We start from the raw sequence: 15,285 nt of genomic DNA on the forward strand, positions 1-15,285 counted from the left end.
ACTTAATCATTTTTTCTCTCGATCTTTAATGAGCGCATCGTGAATAGCTCTTGCTAATGCTTCCTCAGGTGCATTCTTAATCGCCCTTGCATGTGGACTTTCCTTAACCTTTATATCTTCCATTTTTTCAAGTTTTTCATTCTTTTTCATAAATGTCCCCATCACACTAAGTAAAAATCCCATAAAGAAGACTGTAGTGCAACACTCTCAGCTTCCTCATGGGATTATCATCATATAATAGAATAATTAAAATGAGAGAAAAGAACCAGCTACTGATCCAAGAACCATGGCTACTATAAGAACTAATGCCACTGTAGCAATTGCTTTATTATATTTTTTAAGTTTCATTGTAAATCACTTCCTTTGTAAAAAATCTTTTTAACTGGTGTAAGTATCGTAAATCTCAACGTGGTCGTAGATGCATCTCCAGGAGCTCCATGCATCGGCTGTTACGCAGATGTAATGAGTTCCGTCGTTGGAAATCTGATAGCTGGCACCGCAACATCCTGATTGTACTACAAAACCTGTCTTTGCGCCAATAACTTCTCCGTGAGTATCTTTATCTTCAATTCGGCGCATAAACCAGTTGGAAATCAATATTCCCTCGGGATGTTCGGTAGTTAAAGATGTAGTATATTTTCTGGCATTTAAAACTTCGTGGCATAGACTGTTTTCTTCTGCAGCCTTAAGTATCATAGCCATATCAAGAAGTGTACAGTAATGATTCTCGTCATAGATTCCAATGCAGTTGGTAAAATGAGCTGTATCAGAAAGGCCAAGTTCAGAAAGCTTATCGTTCATCATTTTTACAAAAGCTTCCTGGGAACCTGCGACATATTCTGCAAGGCACATGGCGGCGTCACCCCCTGAAGGAAGGATTGTTCCGTATAACATGTCTCTTACAGTAACCTTTTCGCCTACTTCAAAGCCTACAGCACTGCAGTCTTTCTTGAATACGAAATCACCAATTTCCTGAGTCATTACAAAAGTATCCTCAAGATCGGTAATATGTTCAGCAGCCACCAAAAGCGTAAGTATCTTGGTCATAGACGCCGGATTTATGCGAACTGTGCCTTCTTTTGAAGCTACTGCGGTTCCGTTATCCAAATTTACAAGAAGCGCATAGGTACTATAAACATTCTCGCTGGCAATATAATCTGTGTTCTCGGATACTTCCACAGTATAACCGTTAAAAAAGGAATTGGCATCTTCAGACAATGCTTTAAAAGGAGATGTCTCCTCTTCTGTCTCAGACTCTTCTACTACTGTATCAATTATTTCTAATACAGAAGAAGCTTCAGATGATGCATCCGTTGCCACATTCTCACTTGTAGTATCATTTTTATTTATATGACGGTGAACTACTGCAGATATAATCAGCACCAGGACCAGCACTATAGATATAATGCCAAGGGCGATTCTTCTTGTGATTTCTCTTTTTCTTCTTGCTTTATATTCAGAAATGGTCAGTCTTTGACCATCTCTTTTTCTATAATTACATTTTCTTTCCAAAATGATCTCCACCCAACAAATTATTCGAACTCTGAAATTTTACCATTTTTATCAAATTGCAATCAATCCATATATTTTACAGAATTAAAACCTTCAATTTGTGCACTTTGAAAGTACTAATTTTAGTGGTATCCTCAATAGTAAACACTAGTTGTGGTATACTAAATACATGCAAAACAATATTGGAAATGATGAAAAATATTATAATGAGCAGGACAAGATAAACATTATAAGGATGCGTGAAGTTCTCGATACGCTTCCTAAGTTCTGCAGGCAGTTTTTTAGAGGTATAGAGCCTACTACATCTGCCAGAACTCGTCTTGGGTACGCCTATGATCTCAGGACTTTCTTTGAGTACCTTCATAGTCAAAATCCTTCCCTTAGAAAAATTGAAATAAAGGATTTTAGTATAGGAATCCTGGACCAGATAGAACGAGAGGATATCGAGGAATATCTTGAGTATCTTTCTCTTTATGAGAAAAAAGACAAAGAAATAACCAACGCAGAACAGGGTAAAAAGAGAAAAATGTCTGCCCTTAGATCTATGTATAGTTTTTTCTATAAGGCAGAATTGGTAACCAGAAATACGGCTGAACTTGTTAATATGCCCAAGCTCCATGAACATGAAATTGTAAGGCTAGAGCCAAATGAGGTTGCAACTCTCCTTGATCAGGTTGAAGCCGGCGATAAACTTACTAAGGCTCAGCTTCGATACCATGAAAAGACTAAGCTAAGAGATGTAGCGCTTTTAACTCTCCTACTTGGTACCGGAATACGTGTTTCTGAGTGCGTTGGAATTGATTTTGACGATATCGATTTTGATACTAATGGTCTTAGAATCCATCGTAAGGGCGGATATAACACCGTAGTATATTTCCCTGAAGAAGTAAGAACCGCGCTTATTGATTATATTGAGCAGCGTAAAACCATTATTCCCGAGGAAGGTAGTGAGAACGCTCTGTTTCTTTCTCTTCAGAATAAGAGAATTACTGTAAGAGCTGTTGAGAAGCTGGTAAAAAAATATGCTCAAAATGTTACTACACTTAAAAATATAACTCCTCATAAGCTTCGAAGTACCTTTGGTACAAATCTATATCAGGAATCCGGGGATATTTATCTTGTAGCTGACGTTCTTGGACACAAGGATGTAAATACAACCCGTAAGCATTATGCTGCTCAAGATGATGCAAACAGGCGAAGAGCTGCCAAAATGGTGCATCTTAGAGAAAATAAATAACTTTAAATAACAAAAACCTAGCATTTTAGCCATGGACTAATCTGCTAGGTGATTTTTATTTATACGAGTTTATAAGTTTTCTTGAATACGCCTTTATCTACGATAAATATATCATGAATATCGTCCTGACTGACGGCAAGATAGTCGCCTTTCTGTCCGATCATGTATTTATCTGTGTCCCAATAAGTGAAAAGTTTGGTTGTCTTTGTAAGTTTCTTGGCATATATCTTTATGTCACTTGTGGACTCACAGCTCTTTGCCAGCGGAAGCAGTGAGAAAGATTTACCTGTGTCTGCATTCTTAATTGTTGGAATATAGTCACTGGTAAACTTAAATTTCTTGCGAGACTTTTTGAAACTAGAATTAAACTTTTCAGATGATATTGCTTTTACTTTTCCCTTGGAATCAAGAATAAGAATAGTGTTATCTCTAATCTCAATATTAGTATCGCCTTCCATAGACCTTATAATTGCCATATTTCCGGTAGGAACACATTCGTGAGGCTCTACATATGCAAGATTCATTGGTGCTCTCTCATACTTTGACATATGAGACAAAACAAGTGTTGTATCGTTAGCATGTATGATTTCAGCATTTTCAAAGTAATCCGCCATTCGTTCCTTGATGATATTGGAAATTGAATGCTGAGCGGAATCATCATCAATCTCAATATAATCAGGATATTGCTTGATGATCAGTTCATTTTTGAGAATTCCGCCGGCCTTCTCAGTATGTCCACCGCCGGAGCCTATCTTCTGAGCAAGGAATGTAGCAAGTTCATCAGCTCTTGTCTCTTTGGAACAACTTCTGATAGAAAACTTAACTCCAAAAGAAAGAATACTATAAACAAGACATACATCTATATCATCAACAGCAACAATAAAATCACCAATGAGACCTAGAATATTAGGATCGCAGGGATCCGTCCTAAGAATTGCATACTTATTCTCTGCATGATAATCAATGCCAAGCATGGCAACCCCTGCAATCTTGGCCTCTTTAAGAGTGAGATTCATATTCTTGAGCTTCATAATAAGGCATTTATTATAATTTAGAGACTCAATCATATCTCGATCAAGAGGGTGCGACATCTCAGAAAAGGCATTGGTATCTGAATAAAGTCCATAATAAAGAGCAGTTGCAATATTCTTATCTACAAGATCCTCTTCATCTTCTATCTTGAGCAGATTCCATATTACTGAACAACAGCTTCCAAGATTACTTCTTACTTCATTGAGCTTAGGAAGTGTGCTATAAACCTGATGATGATCAATTACAGCTATTTCCTTGGCCGGAAATTTTTTGACATTACCTTCTCCGTACTGGCAATCAGTTAATAGAAGTAAATCCGGCTTGTTCTTAAGATTGCTGACAAATTCAATGGGAATCTTAAGTTCCTTGATCAGATAAACCAGATTACTCTTACTGATCTTGAAATTTCCGGAGTAAATAAGCCTGGCCTTTATTCCATGTTTAAGGAAATATCTATATAGAACATACCCTGAACAGATAGCATCTGCATCAGGGTTGTCATGACACTGAATCACTATAGATTTATATTTTAGAAGTAAAGAAAGTTTCATAAAAAATCTCCTTGCTGAATATATTATATATCAGCAAGGAGGATTTTATTAAGTGTATATTTGAATTTTCTGTTAAATTATTTACAGTTTTCTGAAAAATGTAGCTAATTTTTTGATGAAATATCATTTGTACTCAGTTGAATAATAAGGAATTATGAGACTTTCTCCTGCATTAAGAACACTGTCAGTGTCCATCTTATTAAGCTTACAGATTTCCATAATATAAGAATTTAGGTCCTTGTAATGATCCTTGGCAAAATTATCATTGGCAATACTCCATAGAGTATCTCCTGAATGAACTGTTATAGATGTGTAATATTTGAATTCAGGTTGATACTTATCGGATTGTGCTCCTGAGTAAAATGAAGAACACATAAATATTACTGTAAAGAGAACCAATGTTACAAGCACTATAGTCGCAGAAAGCTGCATTTTAAAAATTCGTTGTCTCCTGGCTCTGTTAGCTCTGATACGAACTTCACTCTTACTAAGAAAACGTGGATCGTTGTAAAGACTTGCGGCAGCATACATAGCATTAGTCATGGCCATATCCTCTTACTCTAAACTCGATAAATACAATAGTTCCATACGAACACTTGTTGCGAACAACTGTTCTGAAATAATAATACAAAACAAATGTTTGGTTGTCAACAAAAATCGAACATATTTTCCGAACAAACATTTGCTTAATTCTTATAATGATGATATACTATAGACATGCTAATAAGCTTGACTAAGCTATTTTGAAATAACACTTAGGAGGTCAATATGGAAAAAGGTAATATATCCAAGAAGCAACAGGAGATCCTTGACTATATCAAGGAGCAGACCCTTCAGAGAGGATTTCCTCCTGCTGTAAGAGATATTTGCAAGGCTGTTAATTTGAAATCCACATCCTCTGTGCACTCTCACTTGGAAACATTGGAGAAGAACGGATATATCAGACGCGATCCTACTAAGCCTCGTGCTATAGAAATTTGTGATGACGGTTTTAATATGGTCAGAACTGAAATCGTAAGTATTCCTGTTGTCGGCCAGGTTGCAGCCGGAATGCCGATTCTTGCTGAGGAGAATATTGATTCATACATCCCTATTCCTGCCAGCATGTGTCCAAAGGGAGCTGATGCCTTTATTCTCAAGGTAAAGGGTGATTCAATGATCAATGCCGGTATTTATAACGGAGATCAGATATTTGTTCAGCAGTGTAACACGGCTAAGAATGGCGACCAGGTTGTAGCACTTATAGATGATTCTGCTACTGTTAAGACCTTCTACAAGGAAGACGGACATATCAGACTTCAGCCTGAAAACGATACTATGGATCCAATCATAGTAGACGACTGTCAGATCCTCGGTAAGGTATTCGGAGTTATGAGATTTTATTAATTTATGAATTAATTTCTATCTTATAACCTTTATATTTTTGCAAAAATTAAAGCAACCGATTTATTTGTTCCTAAATCGGTTGCTTATTATTATGCTTTATTACAAGATCTGAAAGTTAAGTTAAATCTTCTTTTGATATACTCTTTCCATCTCTCCAGATTCTCTCAAGATCATAGAATAATCTATTCTCATTATCAAATACATGAACGATAATATCACCAAAATCAAGGAGAATCCAGTTTCCTGTGTCGTAGCCTTCAACATTTTTGGTCAGGTGGCCTGCTCTTCCGAGAACTTCCTGAACATTATCAGCCATAGCCTGAACCTGATTGATGTTTGTTCCACCTGCAATAATAAAGTAGTCTGCAAGAGTAGAAATCTCACTGATATCAATAACTCTTACATTCTCTCCCTTTCTATCCTCAAGAGCATCTACAGCCATAAGGGCCATTTTCTTAGAAACACTAATATCTGCCATTTGCACCTTCCTTATGTGTAAAACTTTTTGTAGTATTCGTAAGCATCCATTGTAGCTTCATCGCATTCTTTTCCGATTGTCTTAAGATAAATGACTGAATCATGAAGAATATGCGCAAGACATTTATCGATATCAGTAAATGCCTCTTTCCTAATTACATCCATACCCTCAAGAGGTTTCCTATTAGGTTCAATGAAATCAGCTATGTATACAATTTTCTCTAAAAGAGACATATCTTCTCTGCCAGTAGTATGCCATCTGATAGCATTTAAAACTTCAGTATCATAAATATCATACTTAGTTCTTGCGAGATACATACCTACTTTGGCATGTAAAAGAGAATGATTTCTTCTCTCTACATCTGAAATATCAATCTTATTCTTTTCACAGACCTTGATCTGTTCATCATGGCTCATACACTTTGCACAGTCATGAAGCATACCGGCAATAAGTGCCTTCTCAACATCAGCACCATGAACAAAGGCCATATTCGCAGCTGTGTAAGCAACTCCAAGAGTATGGTCAAAACGATCAGGCTTGAGTTCTTTTTGTAGTTCCTTGCGAAGTTTCTGTGAGATTTCGATTGTTCTCATTTATATAACCCCTTAATACAAATATACTCGATAACTCCGTCTGGAAGCATATATCTTACGCTTCTGCCAATTTTGATTCTCTGTCTTATATCCGTAGCTGAAATATCGATTCTATTGAAGGTAAGAAACCTTATATCTGCATTGCAAAAATTCTTAAGTTCGCGTCGCTTCTTATCAAGCTTAGCTATATCGTCATCCTCACGTATAGCAGCAAGAATAGTTACGGACTGCAAAAGATCTTTGGCTCTGTACCATGAATCAATACCAATTACAGAATCTGCACCCAGAATAAGATAAAGCTCATCTCCCGGATACATTCTCTTGAGATCCTCGATTGTATCGATTGTATAACTGCCCTCAGGTTTATCAATTTCAAGACGAGAGCATGTAAAATAGGGATTATCATTAATTGCCAGTTTAACCATCTGATATCGGTCCTCTGTACCTGATATCTCCTTACGGTTTGGCATATGCGCAAGATTATTGGGGATGTAGATTACTCTATCAAGCCCAAATTGCTCTCTTGCAGACTCACCTAGTAACAGGTGAGCGTTATGAATAGGGTCAAATGTTCCTCCAAGTATACCAATCTTTCTGCATTCCATATCGAGCCTCCTAATGGTATAAACATGTCAACAGTTCATTTAAGCCTTTTTGATTGCCTTAGGTAATATAATTTTAGGTTCATCCTTGAAAGGCTTGTATAATACAAACTTTCTTCCTATAACCTGCACAAGTTCTGAACGTGTACGTTCAGAAACAGTTACAGCAACTTCCTTAACATCTTCAAGACAGTTCTTGAGAACTGTAATCTTGACAAGTTCATGTGTATTAAAGGTTTCTGCAATAGCATTTGTTATTTCAGGACTAACACTTGACTTACCAATCTGAAATACCGGCTCCATGTCAGCAGCCAGACTCTTTAAATATGCTCTTTGCTTACTTGTTAAGTTCATTCTTCTTCATCCTCTTCGTAATCGCCGGGTACTGTATCGGCATTTCTATAATACTCAAAACTAAAGCCATACATACGTACAGTATCGCCTTCCTGAATATGTAACTTCTCAAGCTCATCCAAAATACCATTATCTGCCATGAACTTCTGGAAGAAAGCAAATCCTTTTTCAGATTCAAGGTTGGTATAACCAAGCATCTTCTCAATCTTAGGACCTTCTACTACATATTCCTTGGCATCTGAATCATATTCTACTGTGTAAGCTTCATCCATAGTTTGAACCATTGTCTCAGGGAAGAATTCCTGCTCAAAGACAACAGGTTTTTCATTGATTTCTGAAAGTACCTTACTAATATAGTATAACAGTTCCTGAATACCTTGACCAGTCAGGGTAGATGTTGCGAACACCTTAACCCCAAGAGGCTCATACTTTTCTCTGATCTTGGCAATTATCTCTGCCTGCTCACCTTCAGGAAGCATATCAATCTTATTAGCTGCAATAACCTGTGGTTTCTTGGTTATATCAGCATTATAGTTCTTGAGCTCATTATTGATGGCTTCAATATCTTCAAAAGGATCACGTCCTTCTGTAGAAGCAGCATCAACAACATGAATCATAACACGTGTTCTTTCAATGTGTCTTAAGAATTCATGTCCAAGGCCTGCACCATCAGATGCTCCCTCAATAAGTCCGGGGATATCTGCAACTACAAAGCCTCTGGCATCATTAAGATCCACAACGCCAAGCATAGGTGATAATGTAGTGAAATGATAATTAGCGATCTTAGGCTTAGCGTTAGATACCTTAGAAAGGAATGTAGACTTTCCTACATTAGGGAATCCTACAAGCCCAACATCTGCGATGACTTTAAGTTCCAAAAGAACTTCCAACTCTATAGCAGGCTGACCAGGCTGGGCATATTTAGGTGCCTGCATTGTTGATGTAGCATAATGCATATTACCGTTACCGCCACGTCCGCCTTTTAATATAACAGCTTCCCTGTTATCGCCACTCATATCTGCAATAACTTTTCCGCTGGCTGCTTCCTTAATTACTGTTCCTTCCGGAACCTTTATGATAAGGTCAGATCCATTTTTGCCATGGCAACGTCTCTTATTACCATCCTGACCGTTTTCTGCTTTATATTTACCGCCATAATGAAAGTCGGAAAGAGTATTAATTCCCTCATCAACTTTAAAAATGACGTCTCCGCCTTTACCGCCGTCGCCGCCATCTGGGCCACCGTTATTTACAAACTTCTCTCTTCTAAAGGAAATATGGCCATCGCCACCTTTTCCACTCTGTATAAAGATTTTCGCTTTATCTACGAATACAGGCATATTACTCCTTTTTTAACATCTGCTAAAGTTTGAAAAAGGGCTTCAAACGCAATTGTTTGAAGCCCGATTTGACATAAAATAATTACTTATTCTCTACAGGATGAACGCTAGCCTGCTTTTTATCTCTGCCCTTGCGCTCAAATCTAAGAACACCATCAACAAGTGCAAATAATGTATCATCGCTACCGATGCCTACGTTTACACCAGGATGAATGTGTGTTCCACGCTGTCTGTATAAAATATTACCGGCCTTTACGAATTGTCCGTCAGCTCTTTTTGCTCCGAGTCTCTTGGATTCAGAATCTCTACCATTCTTTGTTGATCCAACACCCTTCTTATGAGCAAAAAATTGAAGGTTCATATTCATCATGACTTATTCCCTCCTAAATTTAATGTTCAAAAATTTCTTACCATACTGTCTGAATATACTATCTACACCTAATTCAAATGATCTAAGGAGCAAATCTGCATCATGAGATGGAACTGTCTCAAATCTTAATCTGATAAGGCCAATCTCCTCGTCCTGCTCAATATCAAACTTATCATCAGTCAAATTCTCAACCGAATTAGCAAGATTGATAGTTAAAACAGAAACTGCGGCACATACAATATCTTCACCATATTCAGCAAAACCTGCATGTCCCTTGCATTCAATGCATTTGTAGGCATCATCAGATGTCTTTGTAATAGTTATAGTAGTCATACTATTCCGACTTTGTTAAATAATTACAGTGTGATCTTGTCAATCTTAACAAGTGTGAAAGGCTGTCTGTGGCCATTCTTTTTGTGATAGCCAGTCTTTCTCTTGTACTTGTAAACAACAACTTTTTTAGCACGGCCCTGCTCTACAACTGTAGCGCTAACCTTTGCTGAGCTAACATCGCCAGCAACCTTAAGTGCCTTTCCGTCGTTTACTGCGATAACATTATCAAATGTTACTTCTTTTCCAGACTCGACATCGAGCTTCTCTACTCTGATCTCGTCGCCCTCGGAAACTTTGTACTGCTTACCACCAGTTACAATAATTGCGTACATAAGTTACCTCCTTCTTCAAAAAACTCGCTAACTTTGGCGGAGAACGAATCTCACTTAAGCCTAGTTAAGCGGCATACTCTGACACTATAACACGCTTAACATCTATTGTCAACAGTATTTTCTACTTCATGCAAAATTTCTTTTAATGATTTATCGTTTTTGTTCCTTGTAAGCTCCATTATGCCAAGTCCGGTTATATCAATATAATTGGTATGTACCTGATCCTGCCTGCACAATTTTTTCATATGAGCTATCAGTTTTTCATAATCTTCATCGGATTTCATATTTATAAAATCAATTAAGATCATTCCTGTCAGATTGCGAAGCCTTATCTGACGCATCAGTTCACCAGCTGCTTCCATATTAACATCAAGAGAAATATTGTTCTTACCTTTAATTGCTTTTCCGGTGTTTACATCAATGGCGTTAAAACTCTCAACCTGTTCAATGATAATAAATGCACCACTCTTTAGCCAAATTCTGTTTTGCCTAAGTTCATCGATTTTGGACTTTATTCCATGGATGCCATTGTCTTCAATTATATTTATAGCAGACTCATCGATACCGGAATTTTTCAAAAATGTCTTTGCCTTATCAATCGCATTTTTTTCAGCATGATGAAGGCATGTATAAATAGTTCTGGTTCTGCCTTCGGATAATATAGATGAAAGTCTCTGAATGCAATCTTTGATATCATCTGATATTATACGGTCATATTCCATAGGATCTATATCAGAAGCATTCGTCCTGACAATGAGCCCGATATCCGTTCCATAAATATTATCTTTATAAGTATCTTTTATAGCCTCAAAAAGAGGTCTTGTCCTGTCAATAAAGCTTTTTCTTATCTCATCGGATAGTTTGACAGAGGCTCCAACTCCATTTCTTCCCAGGGTTATAACAGAATACTTTCCGGATATGGAAATTGCTGTGGAAAGCTTTGCCTTCTTTGTTTTGACCGCTTCCGATTCAAGTTGAACAATTACTTCATCACCATTTTTCAGAGAACCGTCTTTATCAATTTCTCTATTTAGAACGCAGGCACCGGATATCTTATTAAAAGGGAGATATCCGATATTTTCGCCGTCATACTTAATAAATGCAGCATTTAAATTCTTGACAATATGATCTACTTTCCCGACATAAATATTATTAAGCTGGCTATCTCTATCAAAGGATAAAAACTCCATTCTGCCATCAATAAACCCTGTAACAACAGGAGTTTCTTTGTAATTAGATAGAATTATCTGTCCATCAGGCATTTAAATAAAACCTCGTAGAAATATCATTTGTTATAAATGGCTCAACATAGGATTCATTAGCATCTTCACAGAGTTTATAAATATCAATTCTGTGAAGATCAAGAGCAGCACTATTAAGTTCCTGCCCCATTGAATTCATGAAGCCGGTAAATAAAAGTGATGGTTTAAGGGTCGCAAGTGACGACATACTTAAAAGCAGTGTTACAGACTCATCTTCTTTGTCCAAGGAATAGTCAAAGATCATAGGCTTCATATCAATTTCTTTTTCACCGCTCTTAGTCTTCTTCATAGCAGGTAACTTGTCCTTTGAAAGATACTTTTCAAATTCGCTTACCCAGTCAAAGTCAGGCTTTAAAGATTCCCTAAACCTAATCTTATACTTAGCCGCATATGCTGCAGTCATGGCTTTTTCATCAGAATCAGACAGTTCCTGAATAGCCGTGATTGTGATTCCCTCATGCATAACAGAATTAAGACTGTTCATAACATCAGTCACACTAGTCAGCGAATTGACTGTCATATCCATATATTCGCCTTCACTTGTAGCTCCAACGCTAAGTGGCTGAGCAAAAGAGATTACCTGGTGAGGGCTAAAGCCTTCAGAATACTTTATATCTATCTCTGCTCTTCTAATTGCTTTCTGAAAATATCTCATTACATCAAGGTGTCCAATGAACTTAATAGGACCAACCTTTGTAAATTTAAGTCTAAGTTTATGCATTCTTCTTGCCCTCCACACATACACCTACTCCATAGGTTCCGGCACCGCAGCCAAGACATCCGAGTCTGCAGTTAGTGGATGGTTTTCCTGAAAGAGCAGTCTTCCATTCTCTAAGAAGAAATGCCTTAGTAACACCACAATTCAATATATCCCATGGGAATATCTCATCCTCAGAGCGTTCTCTTGTGGTATAGAAAAATGGATCAATACCACATTCCTTAAATGTGTCCATCCAAACATCAAAATGGAAATATTCACTCCAGGCATCAAATACACAGCCCTTTTCGTAGGCCTTGAGAATAACCTTGTTAAGTTTTCTGTCTCCTCTAGCAAATATACCTTCCATCATGCTGGCATCTGCTTCATGCCAGTTATATTTAATGTGCTTCTGATTAAGCTGAGCCATAATACCTTTACGGGTCTTGTTGGCTTTCTCAAGGAATTCTTCCTTGGTATTCATAGGTGCCCACTGGAAAGGAGTAAAAGGCTTGGGGACAAAGAAAGAGGTGCTGGCAACAATATCAATTGTTCTTCCATTTCTCTTTTCCTTAGGCACGGTTTCAAAGTATTCTACTGCGACCTTATTAGCTATATCGCCTATTCCGAGGATATCCTCATCAGTTTCTGTAGGAAGTCCAAGCATAAAGTAAAGTTTAACCTTATTCCAACCTCCCAGGAATGCTTCATGAGATCCTCTGAGAATATCTTCTTCAGTAAGACCTTTGTTTATAACATCACGCATTCTCTGGGTTCCGGCTTCAGGCGCAAAGGTAAGAGAACTCTTTTTTACATCCTGAACCTTACTCATAACATCAAGAGAAAATGCGTCTATTCTTAGAGAAGGTAAAGAAATATTTGTTTTCTTGTTATTACATTCTTCAATCAGGAAATCCAAAAGCTCAGGAAGCTTTGAATAATCACTGGAGCTTAAGGAACTAAGGGATATTTCTTCATAACCGGTGTTTTTTAATAACTCAATAGCGTGCTGCTTAAGGTATTCTATATCTTTTTCTCTGAGAGGCTTATAAAGCTGACCGGCCTGACAGAATCTGCAGCCTCTTATGCAGCCACGCATAACTTCAAGGACTACTCTGTCCTGAGTAATCTTAATGTATGGAACGACAGGTTTTGTTGGATAAAATTCTTTAGAAAGATCTGTACACATTTCCTTGTATACAGTCTCAGGAACATCCTCATAAATAGGCTTCATAGAGGCAATTGTTCCATCTTCCTTGTACTGAACATTGTAAAGTGATGGCACATACATTCCAGGAATATGACTAAGCTGTCTTAAAAATTCCTGTCTTGAAATGCCATCTTTTCTTGCCTTTTTGTAGAGATCAAAGATTTCCCTGTATCTAGTCTCGCCTTCTCCTATATAGAAAAAGTCAAAGAAATAAGTTATAGGCTCAGGATTATAAGTACATGGACCACCGCCGACAACAATAGGATCATCCCATGTCCTGTCACCAGCCAGAAGAGGTATGCCTGACAAATCAAGTACCTGAAGTATATTTGTGTAGCACATCTCATATTGAATTGTAAAGCCTAGGAAATCAAAGCTTTTTACCGGATCCTGTGATTCCAGTGCAAAAAGAGGGATCTTTTTGTCCCTAAGAAGCTTGTCCATATCAGTCCAAGGTGAATAAACACGCTCGCACCAGACATCCTCATAAGAGTTAAAAAGTCCATAAAGAATCTGAATACCAAGATGAGACATTCCTATTTCGTAAACGTCGGGAAAGCACATGGCAAACCTGATATCAACAGAGTCTTTATTCTTGTAAACGCTGTTAACCTCATTGCCAATATATCTCTCCGGCTTCTCAATACTTAGGAGTGTCTCATCTGAAAGAGCTAAATTATAATTCATATTTTTTCCTTATCGTCTAGATAGTTCGTCAGTTATCTCCTCCCAGCTGACATTCTTTTCAGCCATGAGGACCATCATATGATACAGGAAATCAGACATTTCGTAAACTATTTCATTGGAGCCTTCATTTTTGGCGGCTATAACCATCTCAGTTGCTTCTTCTCCAACCTTTTTAAGAATTTTATCAAGGCCTTTGTCAAACAAGTAATTGGTATAGGAGCCCTCTCTTGGATTGACCTTTCTGTCCTGGATTACCCCAAACACATTATCCAATACCTTCTGTGGATTCTTTTCAGAATAATCCTTGGAAGCTATTTCGTTGAAAAAGCAGGAGTAACTTCCAGTGTGACAGGCAACGCCAATCTGCTTAACCTTGGCCAGGATAGTATCAAGATCACAATCCGCAGTCAAAGACATTACATACTGATAGTGAGAACTGGTTTCGCCCTTTATCCAAAGTTCGTTTCTGCTACGACTAAAATATGTCATCTTACCTGTTCTTAGAGTTTTATTATAAGCCTCTTCGTTCATATAAGCCAGCATAAGAACCTGATCCGTACGATAATCCTGAACAATTACAGGAACCATTCCATCAGAGTTCTTTTTAAGATCGGCAAAAGAAAAATTGGGAACAAGTCTGTTTATATCAATCCCTATATCGATGCAAGTTTCTTTGTAATCAGATATAGACTTGATATTCTGGTTTATAATATCGCCTGATATTCCATAAACAACAGGTGAATCTGAAAACAACAGATATGGCTTTTCAATTGAAGTATTATTCTCGAGCACAGTCACAGGAAGCCCAATTTCTGGTAAAACTGTTTTATCCAGTCCTTCAAATCTTACGCAGATAAGTTCACCTGCATATTTACATATCTCATCTTTATTATCTGTTACGGATTGAGAATCACTAAAACAAATGACAATCTTGTCTTTTCCGAATTTATCAGATACTTCCTTTAAGATTTCAACATTACCTTCTTTGCTAAAATTAAGGCAGGCTTTTTTGCAACCAGCATAGAGAAGTTTTTTAATATCCTCCATCCTCTTGACATTTCCCGCACCAACAACAGGGACATCAGAGGCTTTACAAATATCCTTAATAATATCAAGCGCTTTTTCATGAGCCTTGTCATTACCGTTTGCAGAAAGATCAAAAACTATTATTTCATCAATTCCGCCATTTGAATATTCTGACGCTAAAGACGCAGGATCATCGCAAATAACAGTAGAATCAGTTAAAGACTTAACAGCCTTTTCATCCTTTAAATAAATTGATGCTAAAAATCTTTTCTTGAACATAGAC

The 15,285-nt window shown here is 37.4% G+C and carries 18 protein-coding genes; 2 read left to right on the forward strand and 16 right to left on the reverse strand.

Annotation, left to right across the window (positions count from 1 at the left end; translation table 11 throughout):
• Nucleotides 1–6 precede the first annotated feature (6 nt).
• Nucleotides 7–150 carry a hypothetical protein gene (locus tag G613_RS19460; RefSeq protein ID WP_155828051.1) on the reverse strand — a complete coding sequence of 48 codons (144 nt, stop codon included), beginning with the start codon at nt 148–150 and terminating at the stop codon, nt 7–9.
• 228 nt (nt 151–378) lie between these two features.
• A complete protein-coding gene (locus G613_RS0107860; RefSeq protein ID WP_029232144.1) occupies nt 379–1,512 on the reverse strand; it encodes a D-alanyl-D-alanine carboxypeptidase family protein in 1,134 nt (377 codons plus the stop codon).
• 169 nt (nt 1,513–1,681) lie between these two features.
• Here G613_RS0107860 and G613_RS0107865 point away from each other — a divergent pair, with 169 nt between their 5' ends.
• The gene (locus tag G613_RS0107865) at nt 1,682–2,749 is read left to right on the forward strand and encodes a tyrosine-type recombinase/integrase (protein ID WP_029674678.1); all 1,068 of its coding nucleotides are present in this window, start codon (nt 1,682–1,684) and stop codon (nt 2,747–2,749) included.
• A 59-nt stretch (nt 2,750–2,808) separates the two neighbouring features.
• Here G613_RS0107865 and G613_RS0107870 read toward each other — a convergent pair whose 3' ends face one another.
• Nucleotides 2,809–4,332: a DHH family phosphoesterase gene (locus G613_RS0107870; protein ID WP_029232146.1), complete on the reverse strand. Its 1,524-nt coding sequence runs from the start codon at nt 4,330–4,332 to the stop codon at nt 2,809–2,811.
• Between the two features lie 123 nt (nt 4,333–4,455).
• Nucleotides 4,456–4,875 (reverse strand): LysM peptidoglycan-binding domain-containing protein, encoded by a 420-nt coding sequence (locus G613_RS18585; protein ID WP_029232147.1) that lies wholly within the window; start codon nt 4,873–4,875, stop codon nt 4,456–4,458.
• A gap of 225 nt (nt 4,876–5,100) precedes the next feature.
• On the opposite strand from G613_RS18585, the gene lexA reads away from it, so the two are divergent.
• Nucleotides 5,101–5,718: a transcriptional repressor LexA gene (gene lexA, locus G613_RS0107880; RefSeq protein ID WP_029232148.1), complete on the forward strand. Its 618-nt coding sequence runs from the start codon at nt 5,101–5,103 to the stop codon at nt 5,716–5,718.
• 115 nt (nt 5,719–5,833) lie between these two features.
• Here the strand turns inward: lexA and rsfS are convergent, their stop codons facing one another.
• The 12 genes from rsfS to hisIE form a co-directional block, all read right to left on the reverse strand.
• Nucleotides 5,834–6,196, reverse strand: a complete 363-nt coding sequence (gene rsfS / locus G613_RS0107885; RefSeq protein WP_029674681.1) for a ribosome silencing factor — start codon at nt 6,194–6,196, stop codon at nt 5,834–5,836.
• Nucleotides 6,197–6,207: 11 nt separating this feature from the next.
• Nucleotides 6,208–6,789, reverse strand: a complete 582-nt coding sequence (yqeK, locus tag G613_RS0107890) for a bis(5'-nucleosyl)-tetraphosphatase (symmetrical) YqeK (RefSeq protein ID WP_029232150.1) — start codon at nt 6,787–6,789, stop codon at nt 6,208–6,210.
• The gene (gene nadD / locus G613_RS0107895) at nt 6,786–7,394 is read right to left on the reverse strand and encodes a nicotinate-nucleotide adenylyltransferase (protein ID WP_029232151.1); all 609 of its coding nucleotides are present in this window, start codon (nt 7,392–7,394) and stop codon (nt 6,786–6,788) included. The genes yqeK and nadD overlap by 4 nt, the downstream gene beginning before the upstream one ends.
• 39 nt (nt 7,395–7,433) lie before the next feature.
• A complete protein-coding gene (gene yhbY / locus G613_RS0107900) occupies nt 7,434–7,745 on the reverse strand; it encodes a ribosome assembly RNA-binding protein YhbY (RefSeq protein WP_029232152.1) in 312 nt (103 codons plus the stop codon).
• A complete protein-coding gene (gene obgE, locus G613_RS0107905; RefSeq protein WP_029232153.1) occupies nt 7,742–9,085 on the reverse strand; it encodes a GTPase ObgE in 1,344 nt (447 codons plus the stop codon). Before obgE ends, yhbY begins: the two co-directional genes overlap by 4 nt.
• A gap of 82 nt (nt 9,086–9,167) precedes the next feature.
• Complete coding sequence (rpmA, locus tag G613_RS0107910) at nt 9,168–9,455, reverse strand: 50S ribosomal protein L27 (RefSeq protein ID WP_013280832.1); 288 nt, start codon at nt 9,453–9,455, stop codon at nt 9,168–9,170.
• Between the two features lie 3 nt (nt 9,456–9,458).
• Nucleotides 9,459–9,788: a ribosomal-processing cysteine protease Prp gene (locus G613_RS0107915; RefSeq protein ID WP_029232154.1), complete on the reverse strand. Its 330-nt coding sequence runs from the start codon at nt 9,786–9,788 to the stop codon at nt 9,459–9,461.
• 23 nt (nt 9,789–9,811) lie between these two features.
• Nucleotides 9,812–10,120: a 50S ribosomal protein L21 gene (rplU, locus tag G613_RS0107920; RefSeq protein WP_026487786.1), complete on the reverse strand. Its 309-nt coding sequence runs from the start codon at nt 10,118–10,120 to the stop codon at nt 9,812–9,814.
• A 95-nt stretch (nt 10,121–10,215) separates the two neighbouring features.
• Nucleotides 10,216–11,382, reverse strand: a complete 1,167-nt coding sequence (locus tag G613_RS0107925) for a ribonuclease E/G (RefSeq protein ID WP_029232155.1) — start codon at nt 11,380–11,382, stop codon at nt 10,216–10,218.
• A complete protein-coding gene (locus G613_RS0107930) occupies nt 11,375–12,103 on the reverse strand; it encodes a TIGR03936 family radical SAM-associated protein (RefSeq protein ID WP_029232156.1) in 729 nt (242 codons plus the stop codon). Before G613_RS0107930 ends, G613_RS0107925 begins: the two co-directional genes overlap by 8 nt.
• Nucleotides 12,096–13,976, reverse strand: coding sequence for a TIGR03960 family B12-binding radical SAM protein (locus G613_RS0107935; protein ID WP_029232157.1), 1,881 nt, complete (start codon nt 13,974–13,976; stop codon nt 12,096–12,098). The genes G613_RS0107930 and G613_RS0107935 overlap by 8 nt, the downstream gene beginning before the upstream one ends.
• A gap of 9 nt (nt 13,977–13,985) precedes the next feature.
• Nucleotides 13,986–15,281, reverse strand: coding sequence for a bifunctional phosphoribosyl-AMP cyclohydrolase/phosphoribosyl-ATP diphosphatase HisIE (gene hisIE, locus G613_RS19050; RefSeq protein ID WP_196805046.1), 1,296 nt, complete (start codon nt 15,279–15,281; stop codon nt 13,986–13,988).
• Nucleotides 15,282–15,285 lie beyond the last annotated feature (4 nt).

It is taken from the genome of Butyrivibrio sp. VCB2006, assembly GCF_000420945.1.
Lineage (GTDB): Bacteria > Bacillota > Clostridia > Lachnospirales > Lachnospiraceae > Butyrivibrio.